We start from the raw sequence: 16,534 nt of genomic DNA, 5'->3' as shown, positions 1-16,534 counted from the left end.
CTTGGTGAGGGCTGGAAGGCCAGAACGGCCGCAGTGCTCAGGAAAGCGGAACTAAGATATCTAGTATACGGTGTTTCTCCTCTCTCCGGCGTATTGCGGCGGCCGCCGGGCCGGACTGGCGCTGAAGCCTGAGTCGGCCTTTCCTGTGGCGCAGCAGCTTCGTGCCGGCACGCTGGAACTCGGCGCGGCCTTCGCGTTCTTCAGCGGCCTCTATTTCCGCGGCAAACTCGCCTACGCGCAAGCCTTTGATCCTGCCGGCGCGACCCTAATCATCACGCCCACCCGCGGATTGATGTCGCCGCGCGAGCGCGTCACGCCGGAGTTGATCCGGGAGTTTGCCGCGGTTGACGTCGCCCTGGACGACTGGCGCTATCGCGGACCGCTCGAGCGCGACGTCAAGTTGTTGGCCCGTGACCTGCCGCCGGGGGCCAAGGTCGTGCTGCTCGGTAGTGTGTCGTCGGGCAAATATGTTGACCTGTTGTTGCCGCTGCTCGGCGATCGCGTGCACTATCCCACCGCGTTCGTCGGCCGCGGTGACATGAGCCGCGGCGGGCTGTTACTGCGATGCGTGAACGAAGGCGCCGAGCTCGACTACGAGCCGCTGAAGGCCGGCGCCCGGCCCCGCGGGCCGCGGCCGCCAAAACTCGATCCGCTGACCCGGCCAGGGAGTAAGCTGAAGCCATGACGTCCCGGCTGATTGCGGCGGCAGTAGTGGTGGTCGTGGTAGTGGCGGGCGGCCCCTCCTGGGCACAGGAAAAGCCCGTGCCGAAAGATTCCTCGCGACTCACCGTCGCGGGCTGCGCCTACGATCGCTTGTTCATTGTCGACATCAGCCCCGAGCATGAACTGTCGGGCACCCAGCTCAAACCCGGCCGGCGCCTGCGGCTGTCGGGCCCGAAAAAGTTGCTCGAGGAAATCAAGGCTCGCCAGGGAAGCGTCGTTGAGCTGACCGGACTCATGCGAAAGTCGGATCTGATTGAGCAGGGCGTCGGCCTGGCAGGCGGCACGGTGCGCATCATGCCAGGACGCTCGCCGGTCGGCGCCACCGGCGGACCCAACGCCAACGTGACGCAGGCCGTGATCGACGTGGAGTCGTGGCGGCTCCTGAACGCGCCGTGCCCGGACCGGTGACCCCCGTCATCTTCAAGATCGTGCCGGAGTCACTGTGGCGCGACGCGGTGGAGCAGGGCGCCTTCACCGGCTCGCCGGTCGATCGGCAGGATGGCTTTCTTCACTTCTCCACGGCGGCCCAGGTGCGCGAGACCGCGGCCAGGCATTTCGCTGACGCCGCTGACCTCCTGCTGGTGGCCGTGTCGACCTCTGGCCTCGACCTGCAGTGGGAGCCGTCACGTGGCGGCGACCTGTTTCCGCATCTCTATGGGCCGCTGCCGCTGACGGCCGTGCACTGGGTCAAGCCGTTGCCGCTCGACGCCGACGGCGCGCACGTGTTTCCCGAACTGGATCCGGCACCTCAGGCACCCTAGGCACCCCAGGCACCCTGGGCACCTCAGGCACCCTAGGCACCTCAGGCACCCTAGGCACCCTATCTCTTAGTGATAGTGCCCGTGCTCCGCCGACCACACGCCGCTTGGTTGCCCCTTGTGCGAGTCGCCGCTCGTCAGTGACGTGATTCCGGCGACCAGGCCGGCCGCCATCAGCAGGCCGACAATGACCAGCATCGTGGTGTTGCCGCGGCTTCTGGCTTCTTTGAGCTCGCAACACTTCTTGTACTTCTTGCCGCTGCCGCAGGGGCAGGCGTCGTTGCGTCCGGCCTTGGAATTCATGGGGTCCCTCTTCAACAGTCGAGAAGTTGATCCTGCCCCGCATCGGGACTGCCGTCAAGGCCAGGAATGACCGCCATCAATCGGCTACCATGGCCGGGCGTGCCGAATCGCGCCCAGTTCCGCGGCGTCCTGTTGTTCCTGCTCGGCGCGGTCGCCGTGCTGGCACCGCTGTTCTCGTCGGTGTGGGGCCTGGCGATCGTCGGGATCGCGATCCTGCTCTCCGGGATCATCGAGCTGGTCGATGCGTGGGTGTCCGAAGGGCGGCATTTCCATTACAGCAGCGGCGCATTCTCGGTGCTGGCCGGCGTGCTCATTTCGTTCCAGAACGCCCTGGTGTTCTCCGGCCTGCTGATCCTGGTGAGCCTCGTCTTGCTCGCCGACGGCGGAGTGAACATTGTCCGCGCCGTCCGCGGCACGACGCCGGGCAGCCGGCTGTGGGATTTCCTCAATGGCAGCGCGAACGTCGGCATTGCGCTGCTGGTGTGGCTGTTGCGCGACACGCTGGGACCACTGGGCTTCGGCATCGTCCTCGGCTTGCGCATGGCGGCGTCGGGCTGGCACGCGATGTTCGCGCCGATGCCGATCGACGCCGACGAGTTCGCGCGCATCGAAGACGAGCATCCGAATCGCGCGCTCGGTCTCGGGCCACACCCACTGATCGGGTTCATCCATCGGGAGGCGATCGCTGACGCCCGCGCGCAGACGCCGTCGGATCTCTATTGGAGCGTGATCTTTGTGATCGTGTTCTTCGCCATCCACGTCGGCCGGCTCGATGCCGAATGGACGCTGCTCGGGATGGTGTCGCCGGCGGTGGCGACGGCCGGCGACGTGGTGGTGTCGCTGCTGTTGGCGATCGTGGTGATCTTTCCGTTCGACCTGGCGCTGCAGCGGGTGACCCGCCCGATGGAGCGGCTGGTGTGGTTGCGGATGCTGCACGATCGATCCCCTGAGCAGTCGCAGCGGTGGAGCGAGCGGGCGTTGCGGTTCTGGGCCGAGCGGCGCCTGCGGCGTAACGTGGCGCGCGATCGCGAGAACAACACGCTGCACGGCGCCGTGCGCCAGGCCATCCGCGCCGGCCTGCCGCTGACCGCCGTGCTGATCGCGGTGAACCCGATCTGGGGATTTTCGTGGTACTTCAATAGCGAAAACTGGGCGTCGGCGGTGTGGCAGAAGGTCGCGGAGTCGCGCACCGACGTGTGGCGCCACGCGATGATCGGCGCGGTGCTCGAGCGCGAGGGTACGGCCGACCCGGGGCAGCCGGGCTTGTTCACGGTGCAGCCACCCGGCGTGCCAGCCGAGGGCGACTTCTCGTTCATCGTGATTGGCGACCCGGGCGAGGGCGACCCCTCGCAGCATTCGTTGCGCGACCGGCTGTTGGTCACGGCCGGCCAGGACGCGGTGAAGTTCGTGGTGATTGCCTCCGACGTGGTCTACCCGGACGGCGCGATGCGCGACTACGAGGCCAACTTCTACCTGCCCTTCAAGGGAATCGGCAAGCCGATCTACGCCATTCCCGGCAACCACGACTGGTTCAACGCGCTCGATGGCTTTGCCGCGAACCTGATGGCGCCCGACCGCGCCCGCGCCGCGATGCGCGCGCGGGTGGACGCCGACCTGAACCTGTCGAGCACGACCGACGAACGCATCGAGCGGTTGATTGCCGATGCCGCGCGGTTACGGTCGCTGTACGGCGTCTCGGCCGCGCACCAACAGGCGCCGTTCTTCGAGATGCAGAGCGGCGGCTTCTCGCTGATTGCCGCCGACACCGGCGCGCTGCGCCGTCTCGACGATCGGCAGCTGGCCTGGCTGCGGGCGGCGCTCGAGCGCAGCCGCGGCCATTTCACGATGGTCATTCTCGGCCATCCGTTCTATGCCGGCGGCGCCTACACCGGCGCGGGCGACCCGGCGTTTGCCGCGTTGCACGACCTGCTGCGCGAGTACCGCGTGGCCGTCGTGATGGCCGGCGACACCCACGACTTCGAGTACTACCGTGAGCCGGGCGAGGAGGGGGCACGCCACTTCGTGAATGGCGGTGGCGGCGCGTACTTGAGCATCGGCACCGCGCTCGACTGGCCGGCGCAGCCGCCGGTGCGTGACTACGCCTTCTACCCGCGCACCGATGCCGTGGCGGCCAAGCTGGCGAATGAGACGCCGTGGTGGAAGTGGCCGGCGTGGTGGTGGGTGCGCCGCTTCGGCGCGTGGCCGTTCTCGGTCGAGGCGCTGTCGGCGGTCTTTGACTTCAACCGCGCGCCGTTCTACCAGAGCTTCATGGAAGTGCGCGTGGAGCGGTCCGCGCAGCAGGTGACGCTCGCCTTGCATGGGGTCGACGGTCCGCTCCGCTGGCGCGACATCCAGGTCGGCGGCGACTCCAAGCCGGTGAACCGGTCGGCCGACCAGCCGGTGGAGTTTACGGTGCCGTGGCCGCAGCCGGCGAGCCCGCGGTAAGCGGCTTCCGCACTACCGTCGCCAGCAGGTAGCCGTGGCGGCGCACCGCCGGCACATGGCGATCGAGATACACAAACGGCTGCACCAGCGCCGCCGTGATCCACGCCAGCGGGCGGCACCAGGCGTGCACGAACAAGTCGAGCATGCGCAGCCACCCGGGGATGAAGAGGATGGCGGTTTCGGCGACGACTTCAAGGCCTGCCCGTTCCAGCATCTGCCGCAACGCCCGCCGCGAATACGACTTCTCGTAGCCATAGCCATAGAGGCCCACCGAGTACAGAGCGGCCACCAGCAGCGGGCGCAGGAACGGATCGTGCCGGTTCGGCACGCCGATGATCGCCCGGCCGCCGGGCTTGAGGACCCGCACCATTTCGGCGACGGCCTGCTCGGTCTCGTCAAAGTGCTCGATGGTGCCCATGGAATAGATCGCGTCGAAGCTGCCGTCCGCAAAGGGCAGGGCGCGAACGTCGCCAGCCGCGCTCGACAGGCCCGGGATCAGTCCGGCGTCACGAAACGCCCGCCGCGCGAGTTGCACGGTCGGCATGGAGATGTCGACGCCGAATGCACGGGCGCCCCGACAGCCGGCCCACACGAGGATGCGCGTGTTCCTGGCTTCATCCCAAAGATCGGTCTTCAGGATGGTCAGGCCGTCGAGCGCAGGGAAGTGCTCGGTGAACAACCGTTGTTCGTTCGCGGCGTAGTAGCGTGTCGAGGCGGCCCCGGTCAGGTCCGGAAAGCGTTCCCCGACCCCGGCCCAGAACTCGCGATAGCGAGACGGTGTCATCATGGTTCGTCGCCCACGACCCGCCACCTCCAGTCGCCGATGGCCACCGACAGCGCGCGGCGATCGCCGTTGTGGATGACCTGGTCGGCGACCGTCGGTGCTTCGGCCGAGCGAAAGCGCAGTTCGTGCGCGCCGGGCTGAACGATAAACGGACCGATGCGATGGGACCGCCGCGCCGGCTCGATGTGCAGCGCCTGGACGTCGACACCATTCAACGCTACGATCAGTTGCCGGTCGTGTGCGAACGCCGAAAGCTCCACGTCCAGCGTGACCGCTTTCGCGAGGCCGACGGTGTTAATGACGACCCAGGTCGCTTCGGTCCCCATCCATCGCCACGACCACCAGGCGTCGTGTTCGCGTGGCCAGAAGCCGGTGACGATGCCGGTGTAAAGCGTTGGACGGGGAGCGGTCACGGCGTAAATCCGGCTGTCGGCGAAACTGGCGCTCAGCCGCAAGCCCGTCCGGTCCGTGGCCGGCCCGGTACCGGGCTCCAACGCCGCCTCGATGTGTTCCAGCACGTGCGTGTATCCTAGCGCGGCAAGCTTCGCCGCCAGGCCGGGCTCGTCGCAGTCGGCGAGGCTGGCGCTGGCCAGCACGACCCGATCGCCCGTCAGCCAGGGAACCGAAGCCATCGAGGCGCTGAGCGGTGCGCAGTCAAGTGCACGCAGCGGGTCCGGCTGTTGCATGACCCAGCGATGAGCCGACGTTGGCAGCACGTCGCGCCAGAGCGCGGCCGGCGACACCACGTACTCGGCACCGGCAATGGCGAGCAACGCTGCGCACAAGGCCCGTCCGCGCCCCCCCCCGAAGCGCCACAGTTGCTCGGCACCAATCCCGGCGAGCAGGGCCGTCATCAACTGCACCACCACTCCGAATCGCGCATACGAGCGGAACATCGGCAGGACTTCATACAGCCACGCTGATGGCCGCGTCATCGTGACCCCGCCGATGGTTCGCTCGGGAGAGAGCGAACAGAGCAAGGCAGCGGCTGCTAGGAGGACCAGCACCGGCACGAAGACGAGCGCCCCGCCGCCCCGCCACCGCGCTGACCACCACCCGACCGCGACGAGTGCCAGTCCGATCAGGCCCCAGCCGAGGCTGAGCTGTTGCTCGAGCAGGCCCCGGTCGACGCCGGCCGACGACCAGAAGCGAATCACCGTCGGTCCCAGCAGCGGGTGGGCCGCCGGTGGCACGAGGTAGCTCCACCACTTGGCGCTATAGCGAAACAGATCCAGGCGGCTGGCGGTTGCCACCGCGCCATCGTTCACGACCTGATCGATGGCCCACCACGCATAGATCGATCCGGCCGTCACGATCACCACGAGCGTGGCCACGGTGATGGCAAGGCGTCGTCCGGCCGGCGCGGCCGTGCGCCGCGTGACGGTCCAGTACGCCGCGACCGCGACCGGCGTGATCACGGCGGCAATGAACCCGCCGTAATAGTTCGACAGCCCCACCGCCATCGTCGCTGCTGTCAGCGCGGTCACCGCGCCGAGGCTGGCGGTGTCAAGGCAGCGCCAGAGGGCGAGCAGGTAGAGGGGAATCCATTGCACCTGGGCGATGTGCGGATGATACGCGGCGTGGGCGAAATGAAACGGCGAGAAGGCGAAGGCGCACGCCACGATGGCGGCCGCCGGTGGCGAGAGCCGAAGGTGTCGGGCCAGCAGGTACGCCGCCGCGGCGGCCAGCGGGAAGCTGAGCAGGACCAGCCAATTGTAGGCGGCCACGCCGCCCGCGGCTCGCGCCAAGAGTCCGCCGGTCACGCCCGTGAGTGGTTGGTTGCCGGGACTCGCGCCGAGCGGGCGCGTGAACTGTTGCATCATCGTGAAGGGATCGTGGTGGCGTCCCACGAGTTCCATGCCGAAGATGCGATCCGACGGCGCGCGCAGGACGGGGGCTGCGATCAGCAGCGTGAGGATCGCTGCGATGGCCGTGATGCCGCCAAGTTCAACGGCCCGCGCGCGCATGGCCGGCCACCGCCGCCAGGATCAGCACGGGCGCTACGACGGCCCACGCCCTGATGTCGCGCACGTGCACGGTGTAGGCCGCGACGGTGAGCGCATGAAGGGCGAACATCACCGCCACCTGCGTGACGGCCAATACGGCGAGGCCCGCCACGAGGTGCGTCCAGCGGACCATGGTGAAAGCGGCCGCCCACAACGCCAGGTAGAGGCCTACTTGGAACGCTGGCAGGAACTGGATGGCGCCCTGCGGATCGTCGTGCGCGGTGAACCAGATCGTGGCGGTAAGCCGGGCACCCGCCATGGCGAGCAGAACCATGGCCAGTCCGCCGATCGCCAGGCCGGTGGCCGCAAACGGGGTCGCGGTGGCACGGCCGTGACGCCACACCGCGGCGCCGACCACGACGACGGCGCCGAGCAGCAATTGATAGAAGGCATGCACCAGGAACGTCGGTGAGGCCACGACCGCTGCCGGCAACGCGACTACCAGCAACCTCGCGATGCCGAGTGCGGTGAACAACGGCGCTGCCGCCATGACTCCTGCCACCAGCCACCGCCAGTTGACGGCATAGGCGCCGACGGCGGCGAGGTAGATCGGAATCAACGGCGTCGTGACGCACTCCTGAGTCACGATAAAGGCGCCTCGGGAGGTCACCAGCACGTTCGAGACCGCGTACGCGCTCATCCCCACACCGCTCAAGAGGGCGGCTGCAGCCGTGGCGATCACGCCACCAAGCGCGAGTACTCCGGGGCTCTCGAGATACCAAGGCGAGGCGACCGCAAACGCGATCAGGAAGACCGCGGCCAGCACGGGAAACGCCGCCCGCGTCGACGAGACTTTGCGAGCACCGCGATCCGCGAGCGCCATCCACGCAAACACATACCCGGCCACCACCAGGGTGAGCAGCGTCGGCCACAGAAACAGATGCAGCCGGTTGAACCACACCGGCGAGGCGACGACCAGGCCCAGGGTCCCGATGCGCAGCGTGTTGAGGAGGAGGATCAGGCCGATGCCGACGGCCGCGCCCGCGAGTCGGGCGCGCCAGCGCACGGGATAGGCCAGTACCGCGCCGGCACAGAGGGCCAGCACCTCGGCGCCACTGCATTCGAGTGTGATTTGTACGGGCAGCGAGGGCGCGCCAAACAGGCGCTCAGCCAGCACGCCCTGCGCTCGCGTGAGCGGCAGCAGCAGCACGGCCTCGGTCCACGGCAACCGCAACGCGCCAAACAACGCGAGGCTGCCGGCCATGGCCGACAGGACGAATCGCGCGCTAGGGATCGGACCGGTGGCGATGTCCGTCCGCACGGGGAATCTCCTGAACCGTAACCTGCGTGGCACCGAACACCTCGCCCAGTTCAGCGATGGCGGCCTGGCATTGCAGCCGGCTCGAGCACGAGAAGATGTCGAGGTTCACGGTGCCGGTTTCGGGCCACGTGTGGAGCACGGCATGCGACTCGGCGAGGATCAGCACGCAGGTTTGTCCGGCACCCGGAAAGTGATGCGTCACCTGTTGCACGACGGTCGCGCCCGCGGCGGTCAGTGCGTCAGCAAACAAGAGGCCGACCCGGCCGAACTCGTACGTGGCGAGCAGGCTGCAACCAGTCAGCTCGGCGGCGTAAAGCAGAGGTGGTTCGGGCCGTTGCATAGCTAATTCACGGTAGCTCATGAGTTTCCCTGCACACTGTGCAATACAGCACACCGATCGAACGGCTGAAGTCGCTACGCTCTCAAGTACATGCCGAGGTTCGAGCATTGGGAGTTGGGATTATGATGCGCACACAAAGCTATACGACGGCGGCCGCGACACTCGTCGTGCTCCTCTGCGGGGCATCCACGGTGCTGGCGCAAACAGCGCCGTCGCTGGGCGACGCGGGCAGCTTCGCGGTCCTGGGCAATACGACGGTCACGAACACCGGCTCCAGCGTAATCACCGGCGACGTGGGTGTTCACCCAGGCACCAGCGTCACGGGTTTTCCGCCTGGGCTGGTGACCGGCGGCAACATCGATCGCGGCGGCGCGAGCGCCCTCGCGGCGCAGACTGCCACGACGACCGCGGCCAACTCGCTGTTGGCTCAGGCGTGCACCACGAACTCCGGACCCGGCGACGTGAACATCGGTAACCGGACGTTTACGCCGGGGGTGCATTGTTTCGCGTCGTCGGTGTCCATCACCGGTCCGGTGACGCTGAATGGCCAAGGCAACGCCAATGCGGTCTTCATCTTCAGGTCTGGCAGTACCCTGATCACGGCCACTTCCTCGTCGGTCGTCCTGATCAACGGCGCGCAGGCGTGCAACGTCTTCTGGCGAGTAGGTAGCTCCGCCACTCTCGGGACGAGCACGGCTTTTGTCGGCAATATCCTGGCCCGCACGAGCATCACGGCGAACACCAGCGCGACTGTGTCAGGTCGGTTGTTGGCGCAGGATGGTGCCGTTACGCTGGATTCCAATACCGTGACGCGCTCGACATGTGCGACGACCGACGGTGGCGGCGGTGGCGGCGGCAGTACTACTTGTCCCGTGATCACCCTGGCACCCCCGACCTTGCCCAATGCCACGTCCGGCGTCGCATACAGCCAGACGATTACCGCCGGGAACGGACTGGCGGCCGACACTACTTACACTTACAGACTGGTCGGCAGTGGCGCGTTGCCGCCGGGTCTGTCGCTGTCGTCCGCTGGTGTGATCTCCGGCATGCCGCTCGCCTCGGGTACAGGTGGCGTTTACAACTTCGAGGTCCGGGCGACCAATCCGTCGAGCTGTTCCGGGGTCGCGGCGTACACGATGATGACGCTGACTGCAGTGCCGACCTTGCCGCAGGTCTTCACCGTGATGCTGGGGTTCGGGCTCCTGGTGTTGGGCTACATGCAGTTGCAGCGGCGCCGCTCGGCTATCTAATTACCGCAACGCAGTGGGGGCCCTCCACATGGAGGGCCCTTCACGCTAGCTCGCCTGGGCGAGGTGATCGGTCTCGAAGTCCCACACCTGGTTGAACGTCGACGGCCGCCATTCCCACCACGGCTTCGTGGTCGCGGGTTTGGCGACGGCCTGCGGCCGGATCGACGCCCGAAACCCCTCGATCATCCCGTTCTCGATCAGCGGTTCGATCTCGTGCTTGAACCACGCCTGCTTGCCGCACGGCGCGACGAGCGGCACGGTCGCTGCCACATCACCGCCGCCCACCAGGGCCCGCGCCACGTAGTGACGGAAGTCGTTGCGCCAGTCCTCGCGCAGCAACTCGCGGGCATCACGGCCAATCAGGCTCGACTCGGTGCAGTGAAGGGTCCGGCAGAACTGCTCGCTGGCGCTGACGATCCGCCAGCGGGCGTCAATCTGGTAAATGGCTAAGGTGGCGTCCGGCATGCCGACCTGAAGAGCAGGGGGCGTGCCAGCCAAAGTTCTTGAAAAACACGAGGAAAATCGCTGATCCAGCAGGATCCGCGCACTGGGCGGGGCGAGCGCGCACAGCGGCCGCACACCCCTTGACTTGACGGTCGAAATTTTCGCTATCGCCCTTTACATAAGGGTGTTATCCTACTCATTCGTCTCTGCACGGTATGCCTGCCAGCGTCTATCCAGCGCCGACGGCCTCAGGGCAGCGCTGGGAATCTCCCAAACCTGCCAAATTTACTCGATGGATTACGGACGGACTCTCACATGGCTCCAATGAACGGTACGATCAAGCGGCTCGTTAGCGACAAGGGTTTCGGTTTCATCCTTGCCAGCGACGGCAACGAATACTTCTTCCACAACAGCGCCTGCACCAACACTCGTTTCGACGAGTTGCGTGAAGGCCAGAACGTGACGTTCGAAAAGGGCCAGGGCCCCAAGGGTCCCCGCGGCGAGAACGTTCAGGTCGTCTAAGATCGACCTGGCTAGCCGGTTCGGCGCAAGCCTGACCACGGTCAGGCTTGAGGCCTGACCAGCGTGCACTACCTACCAATCTCGAGCGGCCGGTTATCTAGCGATGTTCCGGCTGCTCTCGTTGGGCCTCTGCGTGACCGGCTCAGGGTTTCGGCCCTGAGCAGCCACTTCCGCCAGGGCCTCTCTCCAACAAGCACTCAAACAAGAACGTCCTTCTAGTCCTGTCGCAACGCGGTCATGGGATCGGGGATAATCCCCCGATGATCTACGAATTGACGGTCAACGGCACGGCAACCAAAGTCGATGTCGCCGCGGACACCCCACTACTGTGGGTGCTTCGCGACGTCCTGAATTTCAGGGGCACAAAGTTCGGCTGCGGGGCCGGCGTGTGCGGCGCCTGCACCGTGCTGATAGACGGCAAGGCCGCCCGTTCGTGCCAAACCCGGGTGTCGACCGTCAAGGCGGCGATCACCACCATCGAGGGGCTGTCGCCGGATGGGTCCCATCCGCTCCAGCAGGCGTGGATGGAACTGGATGTGCCACAGTGCGGCTATTGCCAGGCCGGCCAGATCCTGGCGGCCGCCGCGTTGTTGTCCCAGACACCCAAGCCCACCGACGCCGACATCGATCGGGCGATGAACGGCAACCTGTGCCGCTGCGGGACGTATCCGCGGATTCGTCAGGCGATTCACAAGGCGGCCGGAACTGTTATCTCCACCGCAGCCGATGCCGCGGCCGACGCGGAGGGAAGGTCGTAATGGCACCCACCATCGACCGGCGCTCGTTCCTGAAGGTGGCCTCGTTGGCCGGTGGCGGCCTGATGGTCGGCCTTTATCTCGATGTCCCCGAGACGTTCGCGCAGACGCTGGGACGTGACCCCGGCCTGCTGCCGAATGCCTTCGTTCGCATCGCCGCCGATGGCACCGTCACCATCGTCGCGAAGAACCCCGAAACCGGGCAGGGCGTGAAGACGATGCTGCCGATGCTGGTGGCCGAGGAGCTCGACGCCGACTGGCCCAAGGTCAAGATCGAGCAGGCCGACTTCGACGACACGAAGTACGCCGCGCAGTTTGCCGGCGGCAGCATGGCGACGCCCATGAACTGGGATGGCATGCGCCGGGTTGGCGCGGCGTCGCGATACCTGCTGGTCGCCGCTGCCGCCGAACTCTGGTCGGTACCTGCCGGACAGATCACCACGGCGGCCGGCCGCGCCCATCATCGCGCGTCCAATCGATCGGCCGGCTATGGAGAGCTGGCCGCGAAAGCGGCAACGCTGCCGGCGCCGGATCTGACGACGCTGGTCTTGAAAGATGCGAAGGACTTCACCATCATCGGCCGTTCGCAGCGCGGCTACGACGTGAAGGACATCGTGACGGGCAAGCCGGCCTACGGCATCGACTTCACCGTGCCCGGCATGCTGTTCGCCGTGTTCCACAAGTGCCCCGTCTTCAACGGCAAGCCGGTCAGCGCCAATCTCGACGAGATCAAGAAGCAGCCCGGCGTGCGGCACGCCTTCCTGGTTGAGGGGCGTGTGAAGGAAGGCCAGGTGCTGGGCTTCGAGGTGGATCTCGAGCCTGGCGTCGCCATCGTGGCCGACACCTGGTGGCAGGCGCAGAGCGCCCGCCGGCTGCTGCAGGTAAAGTGGGACGAGGGAGCCGGTTCACAACAGAGCAGCGCGGCCTTCGCGCAGCGGGCACAGCAACTGTCGGCGCAGAAGGGGTTCAAGACCCTTCGCCAGGACGGCGACGCGGCGGCATCGCTCAAGACCGCGGCCCGGACGGTGACCGCCGCCTACTCGTACCCGTTCATTGCCCACGCGCCGCTCGAACCGCAGAATTGTGTGGCCGACTGCCGTGGCGGGAAAGCGGAGATCTGGTCGAACACGCAGATTCCGGCGGGCGGCCGTCTCCTCGTGTCGCAAACGCTCGGCATCCCCGAGAGCGCGATCACCATTCACATGCAGCGCGCCGGCGGTGGGTTCGGGCGCCGCCTGACCAATGACTACATGGTCGAAGCGGCGTGGATTTCACAGACCGTCGGTGCCCCCGTCAAGCTGCTGTGGACCCGCGAAGACGACATGCAGCACGACTTCTATCGCTCGGGCGGGTTCCAGTTCCTGAAAGCCGGTCTCGATGCGTCAGGGCGCATCGTCGCGTGGCACAACCACTATGTCGGCTATGGCAAGGACGACCAGTTCGTGTCGGCGGGCGACATCAGTCCCGACGAGTTCCCGGCGCGGCTGATTCCAAACCTCACCCTCGAGTTCAGCCTGATGCCGCTGTGGATGAAGACCGGCGCCTTGCGCGCGCCCGGCTCGAACGTCTACGCGTTCGTGTTCCAGTCGTTCCTCGACGAGCTGGCGCACGCCGCGGGTCAGGATCCGGTCGCGTTCCGGGTGCAGCTGCTCGAGCAGCCGCAGTTGGCGGCGGCAGACAAGGGTCCGTTTTCCAGTCCGTTCGATCCGGCGCGGATGAAGGCCGTGCTGCAGCTGGTGGCCGAGCGAGCCGGCTGGCGAAAGACGGCGTTGCCCAAGGGCCGCGCGCTTGGCGTCGCCTGCCACTTCAGCCATATGGGATATTTTGCCGAGGTCGCCGACGTCAGCGTCAGCGGCGACAATCGCGTCAAGGTGCACAAGGTGTGGGTGGTGGCCGACGTCGGCAGCCAGATCATCAACCCGGCTGCCGCCGAGAACATGGTGCAGGGGGCGGTGATCGACGGACTGAGCGAGTTGATGGCGCAGGAGATCACCCTCGAGCGAGGCGCCGTCGTTCAGAGCAATTACCATCAGCACCAGATGCTGCGCATGTCGCAGGCGCCGGTCATCGACGTGCACTTCCTCAAGACCGGCAATCCGCCGACCGGGCTGGGCGAGCCGGCGCTGCCGCCGGTCTTGCCGGCTGTGGCGAATGCGATTTTCACGGCGACGGGCAAGCGAGTACGCGACCTGCCGCTGGCGAAGAGCGGCTACCGTTGGGCGTGAGGTAGGAAGGCCGGCACTGAAGTGCCGGCCTCCTGGCACTACTTGAGGGTGGCCTTGACCGTGACCGTCGGGACGGCGGCCAGCGCGCGCTTGATGATGCAGCCGGTGTTGGTCTTCTCGACGTGCTGCTGGAAGGTGGCGTCGTCCACGTTCGGCACCACCGCCGTGACGGTGAGCTCGATCAGGTTGATCAGGAAGCCCGTGTCGTCCTTCCCCAGGTGGACGTCCGCGCTGCTGTGCACGCTGGTGGCGGTGAAGCCCGCCGTGGCGAGCGAGTTGGCGAGGGCCATCGAATAGCAGCCGGCCAGCGCCGCGCCGACCAGTTCCTCGGGGTTGGCGCCGCTCCCGTTTTCAAAACGCGTGGCGAACGAGTAGTTGCCCTCGTACGCGCCGCTGCCCAGCTTGACGCGGCCGGTGCCGCCCTTGAGATCGCCCTTCCATTCCGCTTCTGCCTGACGTGCCATGAGTCCTCCTCGAAAGTGTTGCGAGAAAGACAAGGGTACGCCGTCTTAGGGTTTCTTGTCGACGTCCTTGATGAAGAAGACGACTTCACCCGGCTTGATGAGGCCGAGCTGGCGGCGCGCCTGGTCTTCGATCGCGGCGGGTTCCTCGCGCAATCGCCGGGCCTGTTCGCGAAGATCGGCATTCTCTGTGCGCGCGCGTTCGAGCGAGCGTTCGAGGGCGGCGTACTCGCGGCGCGCCTGCAGCAGAGCCAGCAAGCCCTTTTCACCGGCCACCGCGTCCACGACGATCACGAAGGTGAAGAAGAGCAGGCCGTGACGGAACCACCGCCGGCTGCGGTGCGCAAGGGTCGCCTTGGGAGCCATGGGTGCTGGCGACGGCGAAGGTGCGGTGGATTCAGGCTCGGTCATCGGCTTGTCGGACTGTTGCTAACAATCGGTTCCGGTGGCCCGTCGCGCAGGTAATCCTCGAGCGCGCGAATCAGCACCGTGCGAAGGTCGGCCCGTTCATCCATGGCCCGAATCTTCGCGGCCCGCCAAAGCTCCCCCGGGAGTTCGACGGTCGTTTTCACCGTGTCGCTGTCAGTCCGTCGTGCCGCCACTACGGGAGGCAGTGTATCTATCCTTACGGCACAACGGCAAGACGTAAAGGTGGTTCAACTGCTGCACACTTTTACACCAACACAGCGAACCATGCAAGCGTAAATATGCTTTTACGGTTTTACGGGTCTGAGGATTAGAATCTGGCGCATGGCGGAGCCTGAATACAGCCTGGTTCTGACGACCTTCCCAGCGGAAGGCGGGGTGGAGGCGTTTGCGCGAACGCTGGTGGACGAGCGCCTGGCGGCGTGCGTGAGCGTGCTGCCGCCGATGCAGTCGTTTTACCGGTGGAAAGGGGAAGTCGAGACCGCCAGCGAGCGGCAGGTGCTCATCAAGACAAAGGCCGCCCAGTTGGCGGCCCTTGAACAGCGTGTGCAGGCGTTGCACCCGTACGACGTGCCGGAATTTATCGTCCTCGACCTCGAGGCGGGCAGTCCCGCCTACCTTTCCTGGCTCAACGAAAGCACCGGCCAGGAAAGTGCTGACTAGACCGTCGCGAGCGCCTGCGCCAGGTCCGCTTGCAGGTCCTCGACATCTTCGATGCCGACGGAAATGCGGATCAGACCGTCGGTGATGCCCAGCATCGCGCGCCGCTCGGGCGGCACCGACGCATGGGTCATGATCGCCGGGTGCGAGATCAGCGTCTCGACACCGCCCAGGCTTTCGGCCAGCGCCATCAGCTTCAGGTTGTTCAAGACGCTCTTCGCCGCGTCCAGCGAGCCCACGTCAAACGAGATCAGGCCGCCGAACCCGCGCATCTGCCGCTTGGCGAGCGCATGGTGCGGGTGCGACGTGAGACCGGGGTAGATGGTCCGCTGGACCTTCTTGTGCCCGGCCAGGAACTCGGCAATGACCTGCGAGTTGGTGTTGGTCCGCTCCATGCGCACGGTCAGTGTCTTGGTCCCGCGCAGGATCAGCCACGAGTCCATTGGCCCCAGGATCGCGCCCGCCGCGTTCTGCACGAACTTGAACCACTCGACATCGTCCTGGTGCTTGAGAATGACCACGCCGCCGACGCTGTCGCTGTGGCCGTTCAGGAACTTCGTGGTGCTGTGCAGCACCATGTCGGCGCCCAACGTGAGGGGCTGCTGGATGTACGGACTGGCGAACGTGTTGTCAACGACGACGCGGACGTTCCGGGCGTGCGCAATCTCGCTCACCGCGGCGATGTCGGTGATGTGCAGCATCGGGTTGGTCGGGGTCTCGATGAACAGGTACTTCGTGTTGGGCTTGATGGCCGGCCCCACGAGCTCGGGCTTCGAGGTGTCGACGTAGGTAAAGTCGAGGCCGAACTTGCGGCGGACGCGCTCGAACAGCCGGAAGGTGCCGCCGTAGGTGTTATCGCTGACGAGCACGTGGTCCCCGGACTCGAGGCGGGTCAGCACCGCATCGATCGCCGCCATGCCCGAGGCAAACGCGAACGCCGCCGTGCCGGCCTCGATCGCGGCGATGTTCCGCTCGAGGGCCATGCGCGTCGGGTTCTGGGTGCGGCCGTACTCGAAGCCGGCGTGCGGCTGGCCGAGGCCGTCCTGCACGTAGGTGGACGTCTGGTAAATCGGCGTGATGATGGCGCCGGTGGCCGGGTCAGGTTCCTGACCGGCATGGATGCAGATGGTGCTGAAGCGGGCGGAGTCGTTAAGTTTCATGGGATCTGTCG

The 16,534-nt window shown here is 66.4% G+C and carries 18 protein-coding genes; 9 read left to right on the top strand and 9 right to left on the bottom strand.

What is annotated here, in order from left to right; genetic code table 11:
• The first annotated feature begins 70 nt into the window (after positions 1–70).
• From Q8T13_17705 to Q8T13_17695, 3 genes are read left to right on the top strand one after another with little or no spacing between them, the layout of a single operon-like run.
• Positions 71–685: a hypothetical protein gene (locus Q8T13_17705; GenBank protein MDP3719600.1), complete on the top strand. Its 615-nt coding sequence runs from the start codon at positions 71–73 to the stop codon at positions 683–685.
• Positions 682–1,131 (top strand): hypothetical protein, encoded by a 450-nt coding sequence (locus Q8T13_17700; GenBank protein ID MDP3719599.1) that lies wholly within the window; start codon positions 682–684, stop codon positions 1,129–1,131. The genes Q8T13_17705 and Q8T13_17700 overlap by 4 nt, the downstream gene beginning before the upstream one ends.
• Positions 1,128–1,484, top strand: a complete 357-nt coding sequence (locus tag Q8T13_17695) for a DUF952 domain-containing protein (GenBank protein ID MDP3719598.1) — start codon at positions 1,128–1,130, stop codon at positions 1,482–1,484. Before Q8T13_17700 ends, Q8T13_17695 begins: the two co-directional genes overlap by 4 nt.
• Positions 1,485–1,550: 66 nt before the next feature.
• Here Q8T13_17695 and Q8T13_17690 read toward each other — a convergent pair whose 3' ends face one another.
• Positions 1,551–1,784 (bottom strand): SEC-C metal-binding domain-containing protein, encoded by a 234-nt coding sequence (locus Q8T13_17690; GenBank protein ID MDP3719597.1) that lies wholly within the window; start codon positions 1,782–1,784, stop codon positions 1,551–1,553.
• Positions 1,785–1,883: 99 nt separating this feature from the next.
• Between Q8T13_17690 and Q8T13_17685 the strand changes: the two genes are divergently transcribed.
• Positions 1,884–4,229 (top strand): metallophosphoesterase, encoded by a 2,346-nt coding sequence (locus tag Q8T13_17685; protein ID MDP3719596.1) that lies wholly within the window; start codon positions 1,884–1,886, stop codon positions 4,227–4,229.
• On the opposite strand, the gene Q8T13_17680 is transcribed toward Q8T13_17685, so the two are convergent.
• The 4 genes from Q8T13_17680 to speD are packed head-to-tail and all read right to left on the bottom strand — an operon-like array spanning position 4,192 to position 8,620.
• Positions 4,192–5,016 carry a class I SAM-dependent methyltransferase gene (locus Q8T13_17680; GenBank protein ID MDP3719595.1) on the bottom strand — a complete coding sequence of 275 codons (825 nt, stop codon included), beginning with the start codon at positions 5,014–5,016 and terminating at the stop codon, positions 4,192–4,194. The genes Q8T13_17685 and Q8T13_17680 overlap by 38 nt on opposite strands.
• Positions 5,013–6,980: a hypothetical protein gene (locus tag Q8T13_17675; protein ID MDP3719594.1), complete on the bottom strand. Its 1,968-nt coding sequence runs from the start codon at positions 6,978–6,980 to the stop codon at positions 5,013–5,015. Before Q8T13_17675 ends, Q8T13_17680 begins: the two co-directional genes overlap by 4 nt.
• Positions 6,961–8,280, bottom strand: coding sequence for a hypothetical protein (locus tag Q8T13_17670; GenBank protein ID MDP3719593.1), 1,320 nt, complete (start codon positions 8,278–8,280; stop codon positions 6,961–6,963). Before Q8T13_17670 ends, Q8T13_17675 begins: the two co-directional genes overlap by 20 nt.
• The gene (speD, locus tag Q8T13_17665) at positions 8,246–8,620 is read right to left on the bottom strand and encodes an adenosylmethionine decarboxylase (protein ID MDP3719592.1); all 375 of its coding nucleotides are present in this window, start codon (positions 8,618–8,620) and stop codon (positions 8,246–8,248) included. Before speD ends, Q8T13_17670 begins: the two co-directional genes overlap by 35 nt.
• 122 nt (positions 8,621–8,742) lie before the next feature.
• On the opposite strand from speD, the gene Q8T13_17660 reads away from it, so the two are divergent.
• Positions 8,743–9,870, top strand: a complete 1,128-nt coding sequence (locus Q8T13_17660) for an ice-binding family protein (GenBank protein MDP3719591.1) — start codon at positions 8,743–8,745, stop codon at positions 9,868–9,870.
• A gap of 45 nt (positions 9,871–9,915) precedes the next feature.
• On the opposite strand, the gene Q8T13_17655 is transcribed toward Q8T13_17660, so the two are convergent.
• A complete protein-coding gene (locus tag Q8T13_17655) occupies positions 9,916–10,335 on the bottom strand; it encodes a PAS domain-containing protein (protein ID MDP3719590.1) in 420 nt (139 codons plus the stop codon).
• Between the two features lie 303 nt (positions 10,336–10,638).
• On the opposite strand from Q8T13_17655, the gene Q8T13_17650 reads away from it, so the two are divergent.
• The 3 genes from Q8T13_17650 to Q8T13_17640 all read left to right on the top strand — a co-directional run bounded on the left by Q8T13_17650 (position 10,639) and on the right by Q8T13_17640 (position 13,816).
• Complete coding sequence (locus Q8T13_17650) at positions 10,639–10,836, top strand: cold shock domain-containing protein (protein MDP3719589.1); 198 nt, start codon at positions 10,639–10,641, stop codon at positions 10,834–10,836.
• Positions 10,837–11,096: 260 nt separating this feature from the next.
• Positions 11,097–11,594: a (2Fe-2S)-binding protein gene (locus Q8T13_17645; protein MDP3719588.1), complete on the top strand. Its 498-nt coding sequence runs from the start codon at positions 11,097–11,099 to the stop codon at positions 11,592–11,594.
• Positions 11,594–13,816 (top strand): molybdopterin-dependent oxidoreductase, encoded by a 2,223-nt coding sequence (locus tag Q8T13_17640; GenBank protein MDP3719587.1) that lies wholly within the window; start codon positions 11,594–11,596, stop codon positions 13,814–13,816. Before Q8T13_17645 ends, Q8T13_17640 begins: the two co-directional genes overlap by 1 nt.
• A gap of 38 nt (positions 13,817–13,854) precedes the next feature.
• On the opposite strand, the gene Q8T13_17635 is transcribed toward Q8T13_17640, so the two are convergent.
• Positions 13,855–14,280 (bottom strand): OsmC family peroxiredoxin, encoded by a 426-nt coding sequence (locus Q8T13_17635; GenBank protein MDP3719586.1) that lies wholly within the window; start codon positions 14,278–14,280, stop codon positions 13,855–13,857.
• Positions 14,281–14,325: 45 nt separating this feature from the next.
• The gene (locus Q8T13_17630) at positions 14,326–14,643 is read right to left on the bottom strand and encodes a septum formation initiator family protein (GenBank protein MDP3719585.1); all 318 of its coding nucleotides are present in this window, start codon (positions 14,641–14,643) and stop codon (positions 14,326–14,328) included.
• A 384-nt stretch (positions 14,644–15,027) separates the two neighbouring features.
• Between Q8T13_17630 and cutA the strand changes: the two genes are divergently transcribed.
• Complete coding sequence (cutA, locus tag Q8T13_17625) at positions 15,028–15,366, top strand: divalent-cation tolerance protein CutA (GenBank protein ID MDP3719584.1); 339 nt, start codon at positions 15,028–15,030, stop codon at positions 15,364–15,366.
• Here the strand turns inward: cutA and Q8T13_17620 are convergent.
• A complete protein-coding gene (locus tag Q8T13_17620) occupies positions 15,363–16,523 on the bottom strand; it encodes a cystathionine gamma-synthase (GenBank protein MDP3719583.1) in 1,161 nt (386 codons plus the stop codon). The two genes, cutA and Q8T13_17620, sit on opposite strands and share 4 nt — an antisense overlap.
• Between the last annotated feature and the right edge of the window lie 11 nt (positions 16,524–16,534).

The sequence above is a fragment of the Acidobacteriota bacterium genome (assembly GCA_030697165.1).
Lineage (GTDB): Bacteria > Acidobacteriota > Vicinamibacteria > Vicinamibacterales > UBA2999 > 12-FULL-67-14b.
This window is presented reverse-complemented; position numbering and strand designations above follow the sequence as displayed.